Raw genomic sequence first — 21,667 nt, forward strand, 5'->3', positions numbered from 1 at the left:
TTTGCATCAGTCCAGTCCCAGGTCCAGCAGCAGGGCATGTAATTCGGTGAACACCCGCTGCGGCTTCAAATCATCGAAACAGGGCTTATCGCGGTCACCCTTGCCGGCATCCGGGCCGCTGGCGCACAGGTGCACCTGGGAGCGCCCGTAGGCACCGACCCGGCCCGGCAGGGTCGGACCGTATAGCGACACGGTGGGCACATCCAGCGCTGCCGCCAGATGGCCAAGGCCCGTATCCACCGCGACGCAGGCCTGGGCGCCGGCGAGCACTTTGGCAACACCGGCCAGATTGAGTTTCGGCAGCACGGCGGCGTTTTCGATGCCCTCGGCGATGCGTTCGGCGCGGGCCTTTTCGATCTCGTTGCCCCACGGCAGGCGGAAGGCCCAGCCCTGCTCGGCGACCTGCTCGGCCAGCTCGCGCCAGTAGGCTTCGGGCCAGTGCTTGCTGGCCCAGGTGGTACCGTGCAGAAACACTAGATAAGGGCTTGCGGCCGGATCTGCAAGCTGGGCGCGGTCCAACCCGTAGTCGCCCAGACCAGCGGGCACGCTGTAGCCCAGTGCCAGACCGAACAACTGGCGGGTGCGCTCCAGCGCATGCTGGGCCCGCGGCACGCTGTAGCGACGGTCATAAAAACGCGCGGCGATCGGCTCGCGCGCGGATTTGCTGTCGAGGCCAGCCACTGGCGCCTTGATGTAACGGGTCAGCCAGGCGCTCTTGAACAGCCCCTGGGCATCGATCACCAGGTCGTAATGGCTCTCGCGCAGGCGCTGCTTGAACCGCGCCCACTCGCCACTGCGCAGGGTTTGCAGCGGGTGCTTGCGCCAGCGGCGGATGGCCACCGGAATCACCTGGGAGACTGCAGGATGCCAGGCTGGAATCTCGGCGAAGCCTTCTTCCACCACCCAGTCAAAACGGATACCCGGAATTGCCCGGGCCGCGTCGGTCAGGGCCGGCAGGGTATGAATCACGTCGCCCAGCGAGGAGGTCTTGATCACCAGCACGCGCATTCAGGGCATGACCTCAACCGGCTCACCGACCAGGCGCTGCAGCGCGTCGATGGCGACCCGTGGCTCTAACTGCACCAGGCAATTGTAGTGACCGAAGCGGCAGGTGCGCTCGAAGCAAGGGCTGCATTCGATGCCCAGACGGATGATCTCCACCTGCTCGGCCAGCGGCGGGGTGAATTGCGGTGAGGTCGAGCCGTAAACGGCCACCAGCGGGCGATTGAGCGCCGCAGCCACGTGCATCAGCCCGGAGTCGTTGGACACCACCGAAGCGGCGCAGGACAACAGGTCAATGGCCTGGGCCAGGCTGGTCTCACCGGACAGATTGATCGCCTCCTCGCGCAGGCCGGGAATCAGCCGCGAACGGATGTCCTCGCCCACCGGATGATCCTTTTTCGAGCCGAACAGCCAGACCTGCCAGCCCTCGCGAATCTTCGCCTCGGCGACCTTGGCGTAGTGCTCACTGGGCCAGCGTTTGGCCTCGCCGAACTCGGCGCCTGGACACAGGGCCAGCACGGGGCGATCCAGGCTCAGGCCGAAATGCGCCAGAGCCGCATCGCGGGTAGCCGGGTCGATCTGCAGAGACGGGCGCGGATAGGGCTGCGGCAGCTCGGCGCCGGCCGGATAGGCCAGGGCCATGAAGCGCTCGATCATCAGCGGGTAGCGATCCTTGTCCAGCTTGCGCACGTCATTGAGCAGGCCGTAGCGCATTTCGCCCTTCCAGCCAGTGCGTACGGGGATGCCCGCGAAGAACGGCACCAGCGCCGACTTCATGGAGTTGGGCAGCAGGATCGCCTGATCGTAACGGCCGGCCAGGGACTTGCCGATGCGCCGCCGCGTGGCCAGTTCCAGCACACCATGGCCCAGCGGGAAGCTCAGGGCCTGGCGCACCTCGGGCATACGCTCGAGGAGCGGTCGGCTCCAGTCCGGGGCCAGCACGTCGATGGCGCAGTCAGGGTGACGCTGCTTCAGACACTGGAACAATGTCTGCGCCATCACCATGTCGCCTACCCACGAGGGGCCGATGATCAGAATATTCATACACTCAGTTCGCTAGAGAAGCCCGATGGCGGCGGCAGCCATCAACTCAGGCCCAGTTCACGCCAGATGCGCATCACGTTGCGCCGGTGCTCGTGAAACTGGTCGCCACCCACTACCCCGGGCTGCTTCTGCAGGGCCTGCCGATGGGCTGCCGAGCGGTAGGCCTTGTATGCGTCCTGCAGCAGGGTCGCCTCGCCATCGCGTAGCAGACCGAGGCGATCTAGGCCTTCCAGAATGCGGATGTTATCGGTGAATTCGAGCAGCGCCGGGTGCTGCCTCGACCACGCCAGGGCCGCGTATTGCACCATAAATTCGATATCGACGATACCTCCGGCATCCTGCTTGAGGTCGAAGGGCGAGGCGGCATCGAAGGCATTCGCCGCCGTGCCGGCCGCGGTGCTGCGGCTACCCAGGTTGTCGCGCATCTTGGCGCGCATCTCGCTGACCTCAGCCTGCAACTTGGCCTGATCGCGCTCGCGGCCCAGGACGGCGCAGCGTACTTCATCGAAGGCGGCGCCCACGCGCTCGCAACCAACCAGCACCCGGGCACGTACCAGGGCCTGATGCTCCCAGGTCCAGGCCTCGCCCTCCTGGTAGCGGCGGAAGGCGCCCAGTGAGCTGACCAGCAACCCCGCCGCGCCGGAGGGACGCAGGCGCATGTCGACGTCATAGAGCTGGCCGGAGTTAGTCTGTGCGGTCAGCAGGTGAATGATGCGCTGGCCCAGACGGGTGAAGAACTGTGCGCCGTCGATGGGCTTGGCGCCATCGGTTTCGGCCTGGGGGTCGCCATCGTGAATGAACACCAGATCCAAGTCCGAGCCGTGACCCAGCTCGATACCGCCGACCTTGCCATAGCCGACGATGATGAAGTCCGGCGAACACGGGCTGCCATCGGCGCGCAGCGGCGTACCATGGCGGCTGACCATCTGCCGCCAGGCCAGGACCAGCACCTGATCGAGAATCGCCTCGGCCAGCCAGGTCAGGTAATCGCTGACCTTCATCAGCGGCAGGCTGCCGGCGATTTCCGAGGCTGCAACGCGCAGGCCGTGGGCCAGCTTGAAGTGGCGCAGCGCTTCCATCTGCTGCTCCAGGTCTTCCTCAGGGATGCGCGTCAGCCGCTCACGTAGCTCGGCAGCAAGCTCCGGCGCAAGGGGCGGGCTAAACAGGCGCCCCTCGTTAAGCAGCTCGTCAAGCAGCAGCGGGAAGCGACTGATCTGCTCGGCGATCCACGGGCTGGCGGCGCACAGCGTCAGCAAACGCTGCAAGGCGCCGGGGTTCTCGGTGAGCAAAACCAGATAGGCGGAGCGCCGCGCCACCGCCTCGATCAGCGGCAGCACCCGCTCCAGCACCAGATCAGGCTTGTCGTGCTCCACCGTGGCAGCCAGCAGGCGCGGGATGAAAGCATCCAGGCGCTCACGGCCGATGCGCTGCATGGCGCGCACCTGATTGCCGTTACGCAGCCCCACCAGCCGCTGCCAGGCGGCCTGGGCCTCGACGAACCCGGCCTCGGTGAGCTGCCGGCAGGCCGCCTCCTCATCCTGATCGTCATTCCACAGCGGCAACCAATCGGCGCCGACCACGGGCTCCGCGTCGCCTTCCTGATCGTCATCGGGATCGGCGATGACCTGCCGGAAATGCCAGTCGACCCGGCCGCGCCAGTACATCAGCTGCTCGTGGAAGGCGCCCCAGCTGTCGAAGCCGAGCATGAAAGCCACGCGGGCGCGATCCTGATCGTTGTCCGGCAGCATCTGCGTCTGCCGGTCGTCGATGGCCTGCAGGGCATGCTCGGTGTAGCGCAGAAAGGCGTAGCCGGCGAGCAGTTCGTCGACCACCTGGCCAGGCAGATAGCCTTGATCCTTGAGGGTTTGCAGCACCTTGAGCAGGGAGCGCTGCTGCAGGCTGAGGTCACGCCCGCCGTGGATCAGCTGGAACGCCTGGGCAATGAACTCCACCTCACGGATGCCGCCGGAGCCGAGCTTGATGTTCTCTGCCATACCCTTGCGGCGCACCTCCTGCTGGATCAGCTGCTTCATGGTGCGCAGCGCGTCGATGGCGGAAAAGTCCAGGTAACGGCGGTAGACGAACGGGCGCAACATCTCCAGCAGTTGCGCGCCGGCCTGCTGATCACCACCGACCACCCGCGCCTTGATCATCGCGTAGCGCTCCCAGTCGCGCCCCTGGTCCTGGTAGTACTGCTCCAGCGCATTGAAGCTGAACACCAGCGCACCGCTCGAGCCGTAAGGGCGCAGGCGCATGTCGGTACGAAACACGAAACCGTCGACGGTGATGGCATCCAGCGCCTTGATCAGCTTCTGGCCCAGGCGGATGAAGAACTCCTGGTTATCCAGCGGCCTTTTGACGCCCTGGGTCTCGCCGCCTTCCGGGTAGCCGAAGATCAGGTCGATATCCGACGACAGGTTCAGCTCGAAGGCGCCGAGTTTGCCCATGCCGAGGATGACCATATGCTGCGGCTCGCCAGTGCGCCGCCCGACCGGCGTGCCGAACTGCTCGCAATGCCGGGGGTAGAGCCAGTGATAGGCCAAGTCGATGCAGGCGTCAGCCAGGTCGGAGAGATCGCGACAGGTTTCCACCAGATCCGCCTGGCGGCTGACGTCCCGCCAGATGATGCGCAACTGCTGGCGGTTGCGAAACTTCCGCAGGCTGCGCGCCAAAGCATTTTCATCGGTGCATTCGACCAGTTGCTCGGTCAGTTGCTGGCGCAACTCACCGCCAGCCAGGCGCCGCTCCAGCTCACCGCTGGCGGCCAGATCAAGCAGCATCTGCGGGTCGCGCAGGCTCTGCTGGGTGACGAAGTCACTGGCGGCCGTGACCCGTTGCAGGTGCTCCTTGCGCTGCGCCGGCCAGGCGGCGAAATCGGCAGCAGCCTCATCCGACAAGGTGGCGAATGCCTGGGTGAGCGACTGCTCGGCACGCAGGGCGATGGATTGCAGGGCAGCAGGCAAAGGGACGCGCGCGGGCAAGCTCATGGTCTATCCTTTTCGGCGGGCTGCGAGCCGGTGGAAAACCGGCGCAGCCCCTGCGAAGGCTCGCCGTTTCTGGCTCTCGCCTGATTTGATTGTAGTTTTGCCACGACTGGATTGATCGAGAGAGCTGAAATCGTCGACAAAATGTAGTAAAACTACACGAAGCCGGATCTACCCAACCGGTACATCCAAGAATTTATGTGCCCGCTCAAAAAGCCGGCAACGCATCTGGCTTCCGATTCTGGAAGCCTTTCCGCTCTGGAGCAAGCCATGCAAGACCTCGATCCAATCGAAACCCAGGAATGGCTGGACGCACTGGAATCCGTCCTCGACAAGGAAGGCGAAGACCGTGCCCACTATCTGATGACGCGTCTGGGTGAGTTGGCCACTCGTAGCGGCACACAGTTGCCCTATTCGATCACCACTCCCTACCGCAACACCATTCCGGTCACGCGTGAAGCACGCATGCCGGGCGACCTGTTCATGGAACGCCGCATCCGCTCGATCGTTCGCTGGAACGCTCTGGCCATGGTCATGCGCGCCAACATGCAGGACCCGGATCTGGGTGGTCACATCTCCACCTTCGCCTCCAGCGCGACCCTATACGACATCGGCTTCAACTATTTCTTCAAGGCGCCGACCGAAGAACACGGCGGCGACCTGATCTACTATCAGGGCCACGCATCGCCCGGCATCTACGCTCGCGCCTTCCTGGAAGGCCGCCTGAGCGAAGAGCAAATGCTCAAGTTCCGCCAGGAAGTAGACGGTGATGGCCTGTCGTCGTACCCGCACCCGCATCTGATGCCGGACTTCTGGCAGTTCCCGACCGTGTCCATGGGCCTGGGCCCGATCACCGCGATCTACCAGGCGCGTTTCATGAAGTACCTGGAAAACCGCGGCTTCATCCCGGCCGGCAAGCAGAAGGTTTGGTGCTTCATCGGCGACGGCGAGACTGACGAGCCAGAAACCTTGGGCGCCATCTCCCTGGCCGGCCGCGAGAACCTCGACAACCTGATCTTTGTCATCAACTGCAACCTGCAGCGCCTCGACGGCCCGGTTCGCGGTAACAGTAAGATCATCCAGGAACTCGAAGGCGTGTTCCGTGGCGCCAACTGGAACGTCAACAAGGTCATCTGGGGCCGCATGTGGGATCCGCTGTTCGCCCAGGATGAAGACGGTCGCATGCAGCGTCGCATGGACGCCGCCATCGACGGTGAATACCAGAACTACAAGGCCAAAGACGGTGCCTACGTGCGCAAGCACTTCTTCGGTGCCGATCCGGAGCTGCTCAAGCGCGTCGAGAAGCTGTCGGACGAGGAAATCTTCAACCTCAACCGCGGCGGCCACGACCCGTACAAGGTCTACGCAGCCTACCACCAGGCGGTCAACCACAAAGGCCAGCCGACCGTCATCCTGGCCAAGACCATCAAGGGTTATGGCACCGGTGCCGGCGAAGCGAAGAACACCGCGCACAACACCAAGAAGGTCGATATCGAGTCGCTGAAGAAATTCCGCGATCGCTTCGACATTCCGCTGAACGATTCGCAGCTCGAAGAGCTGCCGTTCTACCGTCCGGCCGAAGACAGCGCCGAGATGAAGTACTTGCGCAAGTGCCGCGAGAAACTCGGCGGCCACCTGCCGCAGCGTAACCGTGGCAGCATCAGCATCCCGACGCCGCCACTGGAAACCCTCAAGGCCGTTCTGGATGGCTCGGGCGACCGCGAAATCTCCACCACCATGGCGTTCGGGCGCATCCTCGCCTCGATGGTCAAGGACAAGGAGCTGGGCAAGCGCATCGTGCCGATCCTCGCCGACGAGGCGCGTACCTTCGGTATGGAAGGCATGTTCCGCCAGCTGGGCATCTACTCCCCTGTCGGCCAGCTGTACGAGCCGGTCGACCGCGATCAGGTGATGTACTACCGCGAAGAGAAGGACGGCCAGATCCTCCAGGAAGGTCTCAACGAGGCCGGTGCGTTTTCCTCCTTCATCGCTGCCGGTACCGCCTACAGCAACTACAACACGCCGATGCTGCCGGTCTACATCTTCTATTCGATGTTCGGCTTCCAGCGTATCGGTGACCTGGCCTGGGCCGCTGGCGACGGCCAGACCCGCGGTTTCCTGCTGGGCGGCACCTCGGGCCGTACCACGCTGAACGGCGAAGGCCTGCAGCACGAAGACGGCCACAGCCACATCCTCGCCAGCACCATCCCCAACGTGCGCAGCTATGACCCCACCTACGCTTACGAGCTGGCGGTGATCATGCGCGAAGGCACGCACCGGATGATGACTCTGCAGGAAAACGTTTATTACTACATCACCGTGATGAACGAGAACTACCAGCAGCCGGCCATGCCCGAAGGTGTCGAAGACGGCATCATCAAAGGCATGTACCTGCTCGAAGAGGACAAGAAGGAAGCCGCCCACCACGTGCAACTCATGGGTTGCGGCACCATCCTCAACGAAGTTCGCGAAGCGGCGAAGATCCTGCGCAACGACTACAACATCGGTGCCGATGTGTGGAGCGTCACCAGCTTCAACGAACTGCGTCGCAACGGCCTGGCCGTAGAGCGCAGCAACCGTCTGCACCCGGGCGACGAGCCCAAGCAGAGCTACGTCGAGCAGTGCCTGAGCGGCCGTAAAGGTCCGGTCGTGGCCAGCACCGACTACATGAAGCTGTTCGCCGAACAGATTCGTCAGTGGGTACCGGTCAAGGAATACAAGGTTCTGGGTACCGACGGTTACGGCCGCAGCGACAGCCGTCGCAAGCTGCGCGACTTCTTCGAAGTGGACCGTCGCTGGGTTGTTCTGGCTGCGCTCGAAGCGCTGGCCGATCGCGGTGAAATCGAACGCAAGGTGGTGGCCGAGGCCATCGTCAAGTTCGGTATCGACCCTGAAAAACGCAACCCACTGGACTGCTGAGGAGACGCATTGTGAGTGAATTGATTCGCGTACCCGATATCGGCGGCGGTGAAGGTGAAATCATCGAGCTGTTCGTTAAGGTCGGCGACCGCATCGAAGCCGACCAGAGCCTGCTGACCCTCGAGTCGGACAAGGCCAGCATGGAAATCCCGGCCCCCAAGGCCGGCGTCGTGAAGAGCCTGAAGGTCAAGCTAGGCGACACCCTGAAAGAAGGTGACGAGCTGCTCGAGCTGGACGTGGAAGGCGATGCCGAAGCCGCTCCGGCAGAGCAGAAGCAGGAGCAGGCGTCAGAACAGGCAGCACCGGCTGCTGCCGAGGAGCCGGCTGCCGAGCCGCAAGCTCAGTCGGCAGGCAACGCCGAGCCTCAGGAAGTCAAGGTGCCGGACATCGGTTCCAGCGCCAAGGCGAGCATCATCGAAGTGGCGGTCAAGCCGGGCGACACCATCGAGGTCGATCAATCGCTGATCACCCTCGAGTCCGACAAGGCCAGCATGGAAATCCCCTCGCCGGCTGCCGGCGTAGTGGAAAGCGTATCGGTCAAGGTCGGTGACGAAGTCGGCACCGGCGACCTGATTCTGGTGCTCAAGGGCGCCGGCGGCGCTCAGAAGCAGGCCGCCAGCGCGCCAGCGCCTACGGCCGCTCCGGCCCAGGCCGAAGCACCAGCGACTGCCGCTGCCGCTGCCGCTGCCGAAGAGCCGGCCGGTGAGAGCACTGAAGAAGTGCGTATCCCGGACATCGGCGCCGACGCTGCCAGCGTCATCGAGATGCTGGTCAAAGAAGGCGACAGCGTGGAAGCCGAACAATCGCTGATCACCCTGGAGTCGGCCAAGGCGAGCATGGAGATCCCGGCTCCCAAAGCTGGCGTGATCGAAAGTATCGCCATCAAGGTCGGTGACCAGGCCAAGACCGGCGACCTGATCCTGACCCTCAAGGTCCAGGGCAAGGCTGCCGCCAAGCCGGCTGCAGCCCAGGCGCCAGCCGCTGCACCCGAGCAGGCCAAACCGGCCAACGTACAGGGCAGCGCGCCAGCCAAGGCTGCACCGCAGGCCGCCCCTGCGGCCGCGCCAAGCCGCGACGGCAGCAAGGTGCACGCCGGCCCGGCGGTGCGTCAGCTGGCCCGCGAGTTTGGCGTCGAGCTGAGTTCGGTACCTGGCAGTGGCCCGAAAGGCCGTATCCTCAAGGAAGACGTGCAGGCCTACGTCAAATCCGAGCTGCAGAAAGCCAAGTCGGCTCCTGCCGCCGCAGCTGCCGGTGCAACCGGTGGCGCCGGCATTCCGCCGATCCCGACTGTCGATTTCAGCAAGTTCGGTGAAGTCGAAGAAGTGCCGATGACCCGCCTTATGCAGGTCGGCGCGGCCAACCTGCACCGCAGCTGGCTGAACGTGCCGCACGTGACCCAGTTCGATTCGGCCGACATCACTGAGCTGGAAGCCTTCCGCGTTGCCCAGAAAGCTGTCGCCGAGAAAGCCGGCGTCAAGCTGACCGTGCTGCCACTGCTGCTCAAGGCCTGCGCCTACCTGCTCAAGGAACTGCCGGACTTCAACAGTTCGCTGGCGCCAAGCGGCAAGGCCGTGATCCGCAAGAAGTACGTGCACATCGGCTTCGCCGTCGATACGCCGGACGGCCTGCTGGTGCCGGTGATCAAGAACGTCGACCAGAAAAGTCTGCTGCAACTGGCTGCCGAAGCCGCTGCACTGGCCGAGAAAGCGCGCAACAAGAAGCTGTCGGCTGACGACATGCAGGGTGCATGCTTCACCATCTCCAGCCTCGGCCACATTGGCGGCACCGGCTTCACGCCGATCGTCAACGCGCCGGAAGTGGCGATCCTCGGCGTCAGCAAGGCGACCATCCAGCCGGTGTGGGATGGCAAGGCCTTCCAGCCCAAGCTGATGCTACCGCTGTCGCTGTCCTACGATCACCGCGTGATCAACGGCGCAGCCGCTGCCCGCTTCACCAAGCGCCTGGGTGATGTGCTGACCGACATCCGCACCATGCTGCTGTAAACGACACCTTTCGAGCGCCACGCTCGTATCCTCAACCCCGCCCAATCAGGCGGGGTTTTTTTTGACCGATCATCGGCTTAATCACCTCGGATTACAGGTTTTTCTTTCTGCAATATCTCTTTCAAATCAGCAAGTTAAAATAAAGACGTCACAATGCCATTAGATTCCTTGTCAGCCGCTACTGCCATGGTGCAACCTAGGCCGGCTATCGCCTGTGCGGAGCTGCAACCAATACTGTATTCAACCCTGTTAGCGCTATAGTGGTAGGGCCGGGCAATAGCCTGTGCCAGCCGATGGATAACGCCATTCGATGAAAAGTCATCCCGATGCCGCAGGCCGTGCCATGGCCGAGGTCGTCACGCAATTGCCCGTGCCCTCTCGGCTCGGCATGATGCGTTTCGAGCGGATGAATGAGCCGAACTGGCTCCTGCTGTTCATCGATGCGAGCTGCGAAAAGCAGTTCGGCATTCCTCCCAGTGATCTATGCAACCTGGTGGAAACGCCTTATGCCAGTCTGATGGAGCCTGAGGAACGCTACCGTCTGCACGACTCCATTCAGCAACAGCTCGTCGATAATTCGCATTATCTGGTGCGCTACACCCTGCACACGCCCCAAGGTCCTCTGAAGTTGATGGAGCTGGGCGAGCCCTTCAAGCAACGCGGACGCGCCCTGCTACGCGGCTACCTGCTGGTAATCAGCGAAGAGCCGGGCGATCTGGCGCCCGCCATGCAGCCGTCAGCAGCGCTGGAGGACCTGCAGCGCAGCCAAGCCGAATTGCTGCAACACCAGTCACGTGCCCTCGCCCAGCAGCAGCTCATCGTGCGCCTGGCCAGCCAACGCTATCAGGGCACCGATCCATGTCGGGAAGCCGCTGAACTGATCACCCGCAGCGCTTGCGAGATCTACGATGTGGCACGGGCCGGCATCTGGCACATCAACGGCGACACTCTGGAGCCAGTAGCACTCTATGTGCAGGAACAGGGGCATCACGAGATGCCGCCGCCGATAGACGGTCGCCGCTATCCTAGTTACCTGCGCGCACTCAAGGAGGGCCGGGCGCTCGACGCCCACGACGCAGAGAACGACCCGCGCACCCGCGAGCTGTTCGAGGACTACCTGCGGCCCAAATCGGTGACCGCGATCCTCGACGCCAGCATCCGCGTCGGCGGCGAACTGGTGGCCGTGCTCTGCCTGGAACACACCGGTGGCCCACGTACCTGGCAGGCGGACGAAGTGGCCTTCGCCGGCGAGCTGGCCGACCAGTACGCCAACGTGCTGAGCAACCAGGAACGACGCAACGCCACCAGTGCCCTGTACCTGTTCCAGCGCGCCGTCGAGCAGAGCGCCAGCGCCTTTATCCTGCTCAACCGCGACGGCATGGTGGAATATGTGAACCCCAGCTTCACGGCCATCACCCAGTACAGCGCCGATGAAGTGCAAGGCCGCCAGCTCGCCGAGCTGCCCGCCCTGGAAAACCTCAGTGACCTGCTGTTCAACACCGACTCGGGCCTTGCCGAACAGAACAGCTGGCAGGGCGAGTTCAAGAGCCGGCGCAAGAACCTGGAGCCATACTGGAGCCAGTTCTCGATCTCCAAGGTACATGCCGACGACGGCAGCCTGACCCATTACATCGGCATCTATGAAGACATCACCGAGACCAAGCAGTCTCAGCAGCGCATTGAGCGCCTGGCCTATAGCGATAACCTCACCGGCCTCGGCAACCGCTACGCCTTCATCCGTGCGCTGGAGCAGCGCTTCAGCAGTGACACAGCGCCGGTCAGCCTGCTGCTGGTGGATATCGATAACTTCAAGCGCATCAACGACACATTAGGCCACCAGACCGGCGACAAACTGCTGGTCAGCCTTGCCAAACGCCTGCGCAACAGTTTCAGCGGCGAAGGCACCCTGGCGCGCTTCGCCAGCAACGAATTCGCCATCCTGCTCGATAATTGCGAGAGCCAGCGCGGACAGGAAATTGCCCAGCAGGTGCTGGAAACCCTCGACAAGCCGCTATTCGTCGACAATCAACTGATCATCATCAGCGGCTCCGTGGGCCTGGCCAGTTCGCCCGAGCATGGCGCCGACCCGCAGACGCTCATGAAACATGCCGGCCTGGCGCTGCACAAGGCCAAGGCAAACGGCAAACACCAGATGCAAGTGTTCACCGATGCCTTGAATGCCGAGGCCAACTACAAGCTGTTCGTCGAGAACAACCTGCGACGCGCCCTGACTCAGAACGAACTGGAAGTGTTCTACCAGCCCAAGCTGTGCCTCAAGACTGGCCAGCTGCTGGGTATGGAGGCGCTGCTGCGCTGGCAGCATCCGGAAAAGGGCATGATCCGCCCGGATCAGTTCATCAGCGTGGCAGAGGAAACCGGCCTCATCGTGCCGATCGGCAAGTGGGTGGTGCGCCAGGCCTGCCGCATGAGCAAGCAACTTACCGCGGTCGGGCTAGGTAACCTGCAGGTGGCCATCAACCTGTCGCCCAAGCAGTTCAGCGACCCGGACCTGGTTGGCTCCATCGCCACCATTCTTCAAGAGGAGCAGTTGGCGCCAGAACTGCTCGAACTGGAGCTCACCGAGGGCTTGCTGCTGGAAGCCACCGACAGCACACGCAGCCAGCTCAACGAACTCAAGCAGTTGGGCCTAACCCTGGCCATGGACGACTTCGGCACCGGCTATTCGTCGCTCAGCTACCTGAAAAAATTCCCCATCGACGTGATCAAGATCGATCGCAGCTTCATCAAGGACATTCCCGAAAACGAGGACGACATGGAAATCACCTCTGCCGTGATCGCCATGGCCCACAATCTCAAGCTCAAGGTCGTCGCCGAGGGCGTCGAGACGCCGGCGCAGCTGACCTTCCTGCGTCGTCAGAACTGCGATATCGGCCAGGGCTATCTATTCGATCGCCCCATTCCGGGCCGTGATCTGGTAGAAAGTCTCAAGCGCTACTCGCGACGCCCGACCGCCAGACGGTAATCAACCTCCGTCAGCCGCCGCGGTCTACCCAGAACATCGATTTGGAGAACCTCCACCATGGCTCTACGCTCGGAAATCCTCACCAAAAAGCTCGAACTGCCCAGCGCCGAGCAGGCCTTGCCGGGCCGTGAAACGCCGATCTCGGTTCCCGAGGCGCACTTCGTCAACGGCAACCCGCTCAAGGGCCCATTCCCTGCAGGCCTGCAGACCGCCATCTTCGGGCTGGGCTGCTTCTGGGGCGCCGAGCGCCGTTTCTGGCAGCAACCTGGCGTATGGACCACCGCGGTTGGTTACGCCGGCGGCTACACGCCAAACCCAACTTACGAGGAAACCTGCTCGGGCCTGACCGGCCATGCCGAGGTGGTGCTGGTGGTGTTCGATCCCAAGCTGACCAGCTACGAAAATCTGCTCAAGGTATTCTGGGAAGTGCACAACCCGACCCAGGGCATGCGCCAGGGCAACGACATCGGCAGCCAGTATCGCTCGGCCATCTACTGCGTCGATGAGCAGCAACTCGCTGCCGCCAAGCACAGCCAGGAGCAGTTCCAGGCAGAGCTGCGCAAGGCCGGCCTGGGCGACATCACCACCGAGATCGCCTCCGCGCCGACCTTCTACTACGCTGAGGCTTATCACCAACAGTACCTGGCCAAGAACCCGGAAGGTTATTGCGGCCTGGGCGGCACGGGTGTGTGCCTGCCACCTCAGTAACAGGAGCAGACGGACGTGGAGTTGAGCTGCATTGCCAGTCAGGTATCGAGTCAGGCATCGGCGCAGTTCTCCGCGCAGATGTCGCTCCTGCTGCTGCGCAAGACGCTTGAACTGCAGGCCGCCAGCGTCGGCGGCCTGGTGCAGGCCGCTTCGCCTGCCAGTAGCCCCGTCAATCCGCCAAACCTGGGCAACAGCATCGACGTAATGGCCTGACGAACTACTGCCATCCTATCGTCAGCCCGACTAAACTTGTGGGCAATTAGCCAGTAATCGACGAGCACCGGATGCCCGCCAACCTGCCCTACATTTCGCCCGAGCAGCTCTGCGTCGGGCTGTACATCCAGCTCGACCTGAGCTGGTGGGAACATTCGTTCGCGTTCAGCAATTTCAAGATCAAGGACGAAGGCCAGCTCAAGCAGCTGCGCGCCCTGGGCCTCAAGCGCCTGCGCTACGATCCGGCGCGTAGTGATTGCGACCCGCTACCGCTGGCCGAAGCGCCAGTCGAGCAGCCTGCTGCACCGCCTCCACCGCCAGATCCCCAAGAGCAGGCACGCCAGGCGCGGGTCAAGCAGCTCAGCGTGCTGCGCAAACGCCTGTCGGAGGTCGACCGCGCTTTCGTCCAGGCCAGCCAGCGGGTCAAGGCCCTCAACCAGAGCCTGCGCAACCAGCCGGAGGAATCGGTCAAGCAGGCCGGTGCGCTGGTCAACGAGCTGGTTACCACCATGCTCGGCGAAGACGGCGTTGCCCTACATAGCATCAACGGCAAGGCTGCGGAAGACGCTTACCTGCATTCCTTGAACGTCACCGTGCTATCGATGATGCTCGGTCGTCAGTTGGGCCTGGATGCTGAGGCCAGCCACATGCTCGGCATGGGCGCCCTGCTACATGACATCGGCAAGCTGGAGCTGCCCAGCAAGGTGCTGTTCAAACCGCCACCGCTGACCCGTGCCGAGCAACAGCTGCAGGAAATGCACACGCTGTACGGCAAGCGCATGGGCGAGAAACTGATGCTCGACGACGATGTGCTGCGCATCATCCATGAGCACCACGAACACTGTGACGGCAGCGGTTATCCACAGCAGCTGCGCGAGGCCTCCATCGGCCGACTGAGCCGAATCGTGTGCATCGCCAACCACTTCGACAACCTGTGCAACCCGGTCGACCCGCGCACGGCGCTGAGCCCCCACGAGGCGCTGGCGCGGATGTTCCTGCCACAGTATCGGGTTCGTTTCGACGATGTCGCCTTAAAAGCTTTCATTCGCTGTATGGGCGTCTACCCGCCGGGCAGCCTGGTTCAGCTTGAAGACGAACGCTACGCGCTGGTGCTGGGCATGCATCCGACCCTGCCGATGAAGCCGACCCTGATCATCTACGATCCGGCAGTGCCCAAGGAGGAAGCGCTGATCGTCAACCTGGAGGCCGAGCCGAAACTGGCCATCGCCGCCAGCATCCGCCCTTCGCAACTACCGCCTGAAGCGCTGGAATACCTCAACCCGCGCCAGCAGCTGACCTACTACGTCGACCCGCGGCGCCGCTAGACAGCGGTGGGTGAGAACGTAGGAGGGACTCTAGCCCCGAGCTTTATGAGGGCGTAAAGAGCTCGGGGCTAAAGCCCCTCCTACAAAAAGCACGCATTCACCAGCCGCTTCTGCCACTCAGTTGCCAAAAGGCTGAAAGATCGCGAACAGGCTCCTAGGGCTGCTGCTCGGCGATCAGCCAGTCCAGCCGCCAGCTGCCCTGGCTTTGCGCCAGGCGCTCGGCCAGCCACGGCAGCAGCGCATGCAGTTCCTCTTCCAAACCCCATGGCGGATTGCTGATCAGCAGGCCCGAGCCGTTGAGGCGCCCGGCCTCGTCGGCCGGATGGACGAACAGCTCGGCGCGCAGCAGTTTCGGCGCGGCGCTCTTTTCCATGTCCCGGTAGAAACGCTTGAGCTGGCGCTCGTCCTTGATCGGGTACCAGATCGCCACGATGGTCTGGCGCATGCGCCCGATGGCCTCGTTGAGCGCGGTGACGCAACGCTCCAGCTCATCGGCCTTTTCGAACGGCGGGTCGATCAGCATCACCGCGCGCTTCTCGCGAGTCGGTAGCAAGGCCCGCGGCAGATGCCAGCCTTCGCCCAGATGCACGGCCACGCGGCGGTCACCGGCCATGTTTTCTTTAAGCGCCTGGCCGTCGTCCGGGTGTTTTTCGTTGAGGTGCAAGCGGTCCTGCTCGCGCGTCTGCAGGCGAGCCAGCTCGGGCGAGCCTGGGTAATGGCGCAGCACGCCATCGGGGTTCATCGCGCGAATCACTTCCAGGTAATCGAGCAACGGCTCGGGCGCGTCCGTAGCCTCCCAGAGCCGGCCGATGCCCTCGCGCCATTCACCGGTGCGGCTGGCCTGATCGCCCTGCAGGTCGTACAGGCCGACGCCGGCGTGGCTGTCCAGGTAGGCATAGGGCGCGTCCTTGCGCGCCAGCAGCGCGAACAGGCGGCAGAGCACCAGGTGTTTGAGCACATCGGCGTGGTTGCCGGCATGGAAGGCGTGGCGGTAATTCATCGTCGGCTCCTGAGCAGGGGACGAATTGTAGCTGGCCTGGGCGCCTGACGCAGCGCCCGCCGGACGCCGTTCGACTTCTCCCCGGGTATCACCGCTTTCGATGATGCTGGCGAGGCGTAGTAAGGCCACTAGACTGGCCTCATTCCAGCGGAGAACCACCATGTCCGATACCCTGCTCAGCGCCCGCAACCTGGCGTTCGAACTCTACGAAGTGCTCGACGCCGAAGCACTCAGCCAACGCCCGCGCTTTAGCGAGCACAACCGGGAAACCTTTGACGCCGCCCTGGACACCGCGCGCAGCATCGCCGAAAACCTGTTCGCCCCGCACAACCGCAAGAACGATGAGCACGAGCCGCAGTACGTCGACGGCGGCGCGAAACTGATCGCCGAGGTAAAACCGGCGTTGCAGGCCTTCAACGAGGCGGGCTTTCTCAACGCCACACGGGATTTCGAGCTGGGCGGCATGCAGCTGCCCAACTTGCTCTCCCAGGCGTGCTTCGCGCACTTTCAGGCGGCCAACATCGCCACGGCGTCCTACCCCCTGCTGAGCATGGCCGCTGCCAACCTGATCGAAGCCTTTGGCGATGAGGCGCAAAAACGTCGCTTCCTGCAGCCGATCATCGAGGGGCGCTTCTTCGGCACCATGGCGCTGACCGAGCCCCACGCCGGCTCTTCCCTGGCCGACATCCGCACCCGCGCCGAGCCAGCGAGCGACGGCATCTACCGTCTCAAGGGCAACAAGATCTTCATTTCCGGTGGCGACCACGACCTCAGCGAGAACATCGTCCACCTGGTGCTGGCCCGCCTGCCCGACGCGCCGGCCGGTGTGAAGGGTATTTCGCTGTTCATCGTGCCGAAGTTTCTGGTCAATGACGATGGCAGCCTCGGCGCGCGCAACGATGTCACCCTGGCCGGCCTGTTCCACAAGATGGGCTGGCGCGGCACCACGTCCACGGCGCTGAATTTCGGCGATCAGGGCAATTGCATAGGCTATCTGGTCGGCAAGCCCCACGCTGGGCTCGCCTATATGTTCCAAATGATGAACGAGGCGCGCATCGGCGTCGGCATGGGTGCGGTGATGCTCGGCTATGCTGGCTACCTGTATTCGCTCGACTACGCCCGCCAGCGCCCCCAGGGGCGCCTGCCTGACGCCAAGCAGGTCGGTGGCCAGGTGGCGATCATCGAGCACGCCGACGTGCGCCGCATGCTGTTGGCGCAAAAAGTCTACGTGGAAGGCGGTTTCGACCTGGTGCTGTACTGCGCGCGCCTGGTCGACGACAGCCAGACTCTCGAAGACGCCGCCCAGCGTGAACAGGCCGCACAGTTGCTCGACCTGCTCACACCAATCGCCAAGTCCTGGCCGTCCGAATACTGTCTGCAGGCCAATGCTCTGGCGATCCAGATTCTCGGCGGCCACGGCTACACCCGCGACCACCCGGTGGAGCAGTACTACCGCGACAACCGCCTCAACCCGATCCATGAGGGCACCCACGGTATCCAGTCCCTCGACCTGCTCGGCCGCAAGGTTGGCCAGCATGGCGGCGCTGGCCTGCAGGCGTTGCGCCAGCGGATTCTCGACACCTGCCAGCGTGCCGAGCCATTCAGCGAACTGGACGCCCTGCGCCAGCCCTTGCAGGCGTTGCTGGAGCGCCTGTCGGAAATCACCCTGGGCCTACTTGGCGACCTGCAGCAGGGCCACATCAATACGGCGCTGGCCGACTCGGCGCTGTACCTCAAAGCCTTCGGCCATCTGGTGCTCGGCTGGCGCTGGCTGGAGCAGGCGGTACGCGCCGAACAGGGCCGCCTGGACGGTAAAGGAGGGGACGCTGACTTCTACGACGGCAAGCTGAAGGCCGCGCGCTACTTCCTGCTGCGCGAAGTGCCAGGCTGCCATCATGATCTGGATATTCTGGCGCGCCGCGACGATACCTGCCTGGCGATGCAGGACGCCTGGTTCTGAATTAGCCAAAATAAAAAACGGGCCCAGAGGGCCCGTTTTCTTATCCAGCTGATCAGCGCGCGGTGATCACCGGTGCGCTGAGCTTCTCCAGCAGGCTGGCTTGAGCACTGCGCGAGTTCTGGTTGCCGGTAGGTGACAACCGCACGTAGCGCCCGTCCGGCTGTAGCACCCAGGCGTGGGTGTTGTCGGTGAGGTACGCCTCCAGCTCCTTCTTGACCCGCGTGATGAGCTTCTTCCCCTCCACGGGGAAACAGGTCTCCACCCGCTTATCGAGGTTGCGCTCCATCCAGTCGGCACTGGACAGGTAGATCAGCTCGTCGCCGCCATTGAGGAAGTAGTAGACCCGGGTGTGCTCCAGGAAACGGCCGATGATCGAACGCACCTGGATGTTGTGCGACACGCCGGGAATGCCCGGACGCAGGCAGCACATGCCGCGCACCACCAGGTCGATCTTCACGCCGGTCTGGCTGGCCTTGTACAGTGCGCGGATGATCTTGGCGTCGGTCAGCGAGTTGAACTTGGCGATGATGTGCGCCGGCTTGCCCTCTGCGGCTGCGGCCGTCTCCTTGGCGATCAGGTCGAGCAGCGTCTTCTTCAGGGTGAAAGGCGCGTGCAGCAGCTTCTTCATGCGCAGGGTCTTGCCCATGCCGATCAACTGGCTGAACAGCTTGGAGACGTCCTCACCCAGGGCCACGTCGGCGGTCAGCAGGCTGTAGTCGGTGTACAGCCGCGCGTTACCAGCGTGGTAGTTACCGGTACCCAGGTGCGCGTAACGACGGATCTCGCCGTTCTCGCGGCGCAGAATCAGCATCATCTTCGAGTGGGTCTTGAAGCCGACCACGCCGTAGATCACCACCGCACCGGCGGCCTGCAGCCGGCTGGCCAGCGCCAGGTTGGACTCCTCGTCGAAGCGCGCGCGCAGTTCGATCACCGCGGTGACTTCCTTGCCGTTGCGCGCGGCTTCCACCAGCGCGTCGACGATCTCCGAGTTGGCGCCCGAGCGGTACAGGGTCTGCTTGATCGCCAGCACGTGCGGGTCTTTCGCGGCCTGGCGCAGCAGGTCGACGACCGGCGTGAACGACTCGAAGGGGTGCAGCAACAGGATGTCCTGCTTGCTGACCACGTTGAAGATGTTCTCGCTGTTCTGCAGCAGCTTGGGGATCACCGGGGTGAACGGCGCGTGCTGCAGCTCCGGGTGGCTGTCCAGGCCGGTGATGCTGAACAGGCGAGTCAGGTTGACCGGACCATTAACCTGATACAGCTCATGCTCCGACAGGCCGAACTGCTTGAGCAGCTGGTCGGTGAGGTGTTTCGGGCAGGTATCGACCACTTCCAGGCGCACGGCATCGCCGTAACGGCGACTGAACAGCTCGCCACGCAGAGCGCGGGCCAGGTCTTCGACGTCCTCGGTATCCACCGACAGGTCGGCGTTACGGGTCAGGCGGAACTGGTAGCAGCCCTTGACCTTCATGCCTGGGAACAAATCGTCGGCGTGGGCGTGGATCATCGACGACAGGAACACGTAGTTCGCACCTGGGCCACCCACCTCTTCCGGCACCTTGATGATGCGCGGCAGCAGACGTGGAGCTGGGATAACAGCGAGACCGGAGTCGCGGCCGAAGGCGTCGACGCCTTCCAGCTCGACGATGAAGTTCAGGCTCTTGTTGACCAGCAGCGGGAACGGGTGCGTCGGGTCAAGGCCGATCGGGGTGATGATCGGCGCGATCTCGTCACGGAAATAGCGGCGCACCCAGGCCTTGTGCTTGGTGGTCCAGTAACGCCGGCGGATGAAGTTGATGCCGTGCTTGGCCAGTTCGGGGAACAGCACATCGTTGAGGATGGCGTACTGGCGGCCGACCTGCTCGTGCACCAGTTCGGCAATGCGCGAGAGCGCCTGGTGCGGCTGCAAGCCGTCGGCACCGGCCTGCTCACGGGCGAAGTTGATCTGCTTCTTCAAACCGGCAACACGAATCTCGAAGAACTCGTCCAGGTTGCTGGAGAAGATCAGCAGAAACTTCAGGCGTTCCAGCAACGGGTAGGACTCGTCCAGCGCCTGTTCAAGCACGCGGATATTGAACTGCAGCTGAGACAGCTCGCGGTGGATGTACAGGCTGCTGTCATCCAGGCTCGGCACCACCACGGGCGCTGCCGCAGCTTCGACTACGGGTGTTTCCACGACTGTTTCCACCGGTGCTTCGTCGACCACCGGCAGGTTGACTGCCGCTACGTCGAGCTGTTCGTTCTCACTGAGTCCTTCGTTGCTCATTGAATTACCCTGGAGGGCTATTGCCCCTGTCGTAAGAGTTCGGCCGCACGCACGGCGAAATAGGTGAGGATGCCGTCGGCACCCGCTCGTTTGCAGGCGGTCAGCGATTCGAGAATCACCGCCTCGCTCAGCCAGCCATTCTGGATGGCGGCCATGTGCATCGCGTATTCACCACTGACCTGGTAGACAAAGGTCGGCACCTTGAATTCGCTTTTGACCCGGGAAACGATATCCAGATAGGGCATGCCCGGCTTGACCATGACCATATCGGCGCCTTCGGCCAGGTCGCTGGCCACCTCGTGCAGGGCCTCGTCGCTGTTGGCCGGGTCCATCTGGTAGGAAGCCTTGTTGGCCTTGCCCAGGTTGAGCGACGAACCCACCGCATCGCGGAACGGGCCGTAGTAGGCGCTGGCGTACTTGGCAGAGTAGGCCATGATCCGCACGTTGACGTGATCGGCCAGCTCCAGCGCTTCGCGAATCGCCTGGATGCGCCCGTCCATCATGTCCGACGGCGCGACGACCTGGGCACCGGCTTCAGCATGGGACAACGCCTGCTTGACCAGCGCATCGACGGTGATGTCGTTCTGTACGTAACCGTCTTCGTCGAGAATGCCGTCCTGGCCATGGGTGGTGAACGGGTCCAGCGCCACGTCGGTGATCACCCCCAGTTCGGGGAAACCCTCACGCAGCGCACGGGTGGCGCGCTGGGCGATGCCGTCCGGGTTCCAGGCTTCGCGGCCGTCGAGAGTTTTCTTTTCCGCCGGAGTGACCGGGAACAGCGCCAACGCCGGAATGCCCAGCGCCACCCACTTTTCCGTTTCCTGCAGCAGCAGGTCGATGGACAGCCGCTCGACGCCCGGCATGGACGTCACCGCCTCACGCTGATTCTCACCATCGAGCACGAATACCGGCAGGATCAGATCGTTGGTGGTCAGCACGTTCTCGCGCACCAGACGCCGGGAGAAGTCGTCGCGACGATTGCGACGCAGGCGGGTGGCAGGGAACAGGCGGTTGGCGGGGGTAAAGCTCACGGCAGACTCCTGGGCCCGCTCGAACGGGCGAAGTGTGACAGTTATAAGCCGCCATTATGACTAAATGATGACGAGCACAACGAATACTGCGACGGTGCGTCGCAGCCAGTAAGGCACATCCCGGCGCGCAAAAGCTCGCAAAATCAGCCGCTAGCGCCGGCGCTCGGGATATTTCACGGGTTTTCGACAAATGCTGTTTTAGAGTGTCGAACGGCGTAGCCTTGCCCCC

12 protein-coding genes and 2 pseudogenes are annotated in these 21,667 nt (G+C 63.3%); 8 read left to right on the forward strand and 6 right to left on the reverse strand.

Features of this window, described 5'->3' with window-relative positions; translation table 11 throughout:
• Positions 1–6 precede the first annotated feature (6 nt).
• Genes waaC through glnE form a run of 3 tightly spaced genes read right to left on the reverse strand, consistent with a single transcriptional unit; the run spans position 7 to position 5,033 of the window.
• Positions 7–1,008, reverse strand: coding sequence for a lipopolysaccharide heptosyltransferase I (gene waaC / locus PVA39_RS21150; protein WP_274125717.1), 1,002 nt, complete (start codon positions 1,006–1,008; stop codon positions 7–9).
• Positions 1,009–2,046, reverse strand: coding sequence for a lipopolysaccharide heptosyltransferase II (gene waaF / locus PVA39_RS21155; RefSeq protein WP_274125718.1), 1,038 nt, complete (start codon positions 2,044–2,046; stop codon positions 1,009–1,011).
• 41 nt (positions 2,047–2,087) lie between these two features.
• Positions 2,088–5,033, reverse strand: a complete 2,946-nt coding sequence (gene glnE / locus PVA39_RS21160; RefSeq protein ID WP_274125719.1) for a bifunctional [glutamate--ammonia ligase]-adenylyl-L-tyrosine phosphorylase/[glutamate--ammonia-ligase] adenylyltransferase — start codon at positions 5,031–5,033, stop codon at positions 2,088–2,090.
• A gap of 267 nt (positions 5,034–5,300) precedes the next feature.
• On the opposite strand from glnE, the gene aceE reads away from it, so the two are divergent.
• The 7 genes and pseudogenes from aceE to PVA39_RS21190 all read left to right on the forward strand — a co-directional run bounded on the left by aceE (position 5,301) and on the right by PVA39_RS21190 (position 15,181).
• Complete coding sequence (aceE, locus tag PVA39_RS21165; protein WP_093506290.1) at positions 5,301–7,949, forward strand: pyruvate dehydrogenase (acetyl-transferring), homodimeric type; 2,649 nt, start codon at positions 5,301–5,303, stop codon at positions 7,947–7,949.
• A gap of 11 nt (positions 7,950–7,960) precedes the next feature.
• The gene (aceF, locus tag PVA39_RS21170; RefSeq protein ID WP_274125720.1) at positions 7,961–9,952 is read left to right on the forward strand and encodes a dihydrolipoyllysine-residue acetyltransferase; all 1,992 of its coding nucleotides are present in this window, start codon (positions 7,961–7,963) and stop codon (positions 9,950–9,952) included.
• A 310-nt stretch (positions 9,953–10,262) separates the two neighbouring features.
• Positions 10,263–10,647: pseudogene (locus PVA39_RS23610) on the forward strand (diguanylate cyclase); the annotation flags it as partial.
• Positions 10,648–10,703: 56 nt separating this feature from the next.
• Positions 10,704–12,935, forward strand: a pseudogene (locus PVA39_RS21175) (putative bifunctional diguanylate cyclase/phosphodiesterase); the annotation flags it as partial.
• A gap of 57 nt (positions 12,936–12,992) precedes the next feature.
• The gene (gene msrA / locus PVA39_RS21180) at positions 12,993–13,643 is read left to right on the forward strand and encodes a peptide-methionine (S)-S-oxide reductase MsrA (RefSeq protein ID WP_147177367.1); all 651 of its coding nucleotides are present in this window, start codon (positions 12,993–12,995) and stop codon (positions 13,641–13,643) included.
• A 15-nt stretch (positions 13,644–13,658) separates the two neighbouring features.
• On the forward strand, positions 13,659–13,856 hold the full coding sequence (locus tag PVA39_RS21185) for a putative motility protein (protein ID WP_274125722.1): 198 nt from the start codon (positions 13,659–13,661) through the stop codon (positions 13,854–13,856).
• Between the two features lie 71 nt (positions 13,857–13,927).
• A complete protein-coding gene (locus PVA39_RS21190) occupies positions 13,928–15,181 on the forward strand; it encodes an HD-GYP domain-containing protein (RefSeq protein ID WP_274125723.1) in 1,254 nt (417 codons plus the stop codon).
• A 154-nt stretch (positions 15,182–15,335) separates the two neighbouring features.
• On the opposite strand, the gene PVA39_RS21195 is transcribed toward PVA39_RS21190, so the two are convergent.
• Positions 15,336–16,181 carry a 23S rRNA (adenine(2030)-N(6))-methyltransferase RlmJ gene (locus PVA39_RS21195; RefSeq protein WP_274125724.1) on the reverse strand — a complete coding sequence of 282 codons (846 nt, stop codon included), beginning with the start codon at positions 16,179–16,181 and terminating at the stop codon, positions 15,336–15,338.
• 160 nt (positions 16,182–16,341) lie between these two features.
• On the opposite strand from PVA39_RS21195, the gene PVA39_RS21200 reads away from it, so the two are divergent.
• A complete protein-coding gene (locus PVA39_RS21200; RefSeq protein ID WP_274125725.1) occupies positions 16,342–18,141 on the forward strand; it encodes an acyl-CoA dehydrogenase in 1,800 nt (599 codons plus the stop codon).
• Positions 18,142–18,193: 52 nt separating this feature from the next.
• On the opposite strand, the gene ppk1 is transcribed toward PVA39_RS21200, so the two are convergent.
• Together ppk1 and hemB are read right to left on the reverse strand one after the other, a co-directional pair.
• Positions 18,194–20,407, reverse strand: coding sequence for a polyphosphate kinase 1 (ppk1, locus tag PVA39_RS21205; protein ID WP_274125726.1), 2,214 nt, complete (start codon positions 20,405–20,407; stop codon positions 18,194–18,196).
• 17 nt (positions 20,408–20,424) lie between these two features.
• On the reverse strand, positions 20,425–21,438 hold the full coding sequence (gene hemB / locus PVA39_RS21210; RefSeq protein ID WP_274125727.1) for a porphobilinogen synthase: 1,014 nt from the start codon (positions 21,436–21,438) through the stop codon (positions 20,425–20,427).
• Positions 21,439–21,667 lie beyond the last annotated feature (229 nt).

The sequence above is a fragment of the Pseudomonas sp. CNPSo 3701 genome (assembly GCF_028674975.1).
GTDB lineage: Bacteria > Pseudomonadota > Gammaproteobacteria > Pseudomonadales > Pseudomonadaceae > Aquipseudomonas > Aquipseudomonas straminea.

Bases quoted from the DNA above. Each gene is read 5' to 3' on its own strand.
- aceE (WP_093506290.1), top strand. From the start codon at position 5,301: ATGCAAGACCTCGATCCAATCGAAACCCAGGAATGGCTGGACGCACTG.
- waaF (WP_274125718.1), bottom strand. From the start codon at position 2,046: ATGAATATTCTGATCATCGGCCCCTCGTGGGTAGGCGACATGGTGATG.
- msrA (WP_147177367.1), top strand. From the start codon at position 12,993: ATGGCTCTACGCTCGGAAATCCTCACCAAAAAGCTCGAACTGCCCAGC.
- PVA39_RS21195 (WP_274125724.1), bottom strand. From the start codon at position 16,181: ATGAATTACCGCCACGCCTTCCATGCCGGCAACCACGCCGATGTGCTC.
- glnE (WP_274125719.1), bottom strand. From the start codon at position 5,033: ATGAGCTTGCCCGCGCGCGTCCCTTTGCCTGCTGCCCTGCAATCCATC.
- waaC (WP_274125717.1), bottom strand. From the start codon at position 1,008: ATGCGCGTGCTGGTGATCAAGACCTCCTCGCTGGGCGACGTGATTCAT.
- PVA39_RS21190 (WP_274125723.1), top strand. From the start codon at position 13,928: ATGCCCGCCAACCTGCCCTACATTTCGCCCGAGCAGCTCTGCGTCGGG.
- PVA39_RS21200 (WP_274125725.1), top strand. From the start codon at position 16,342: ATGTCCGATACCCTGCTCAGCGCCCGCAACCTGGCGTTCGAACTCTAC.
- ppk1 (WP_274125726.1), bottom strand. From the start codon at position 20,407: ATGAGCAACGAAGGACTCAGTGAGAACGAACAGCTCGACGTAGCGGCA.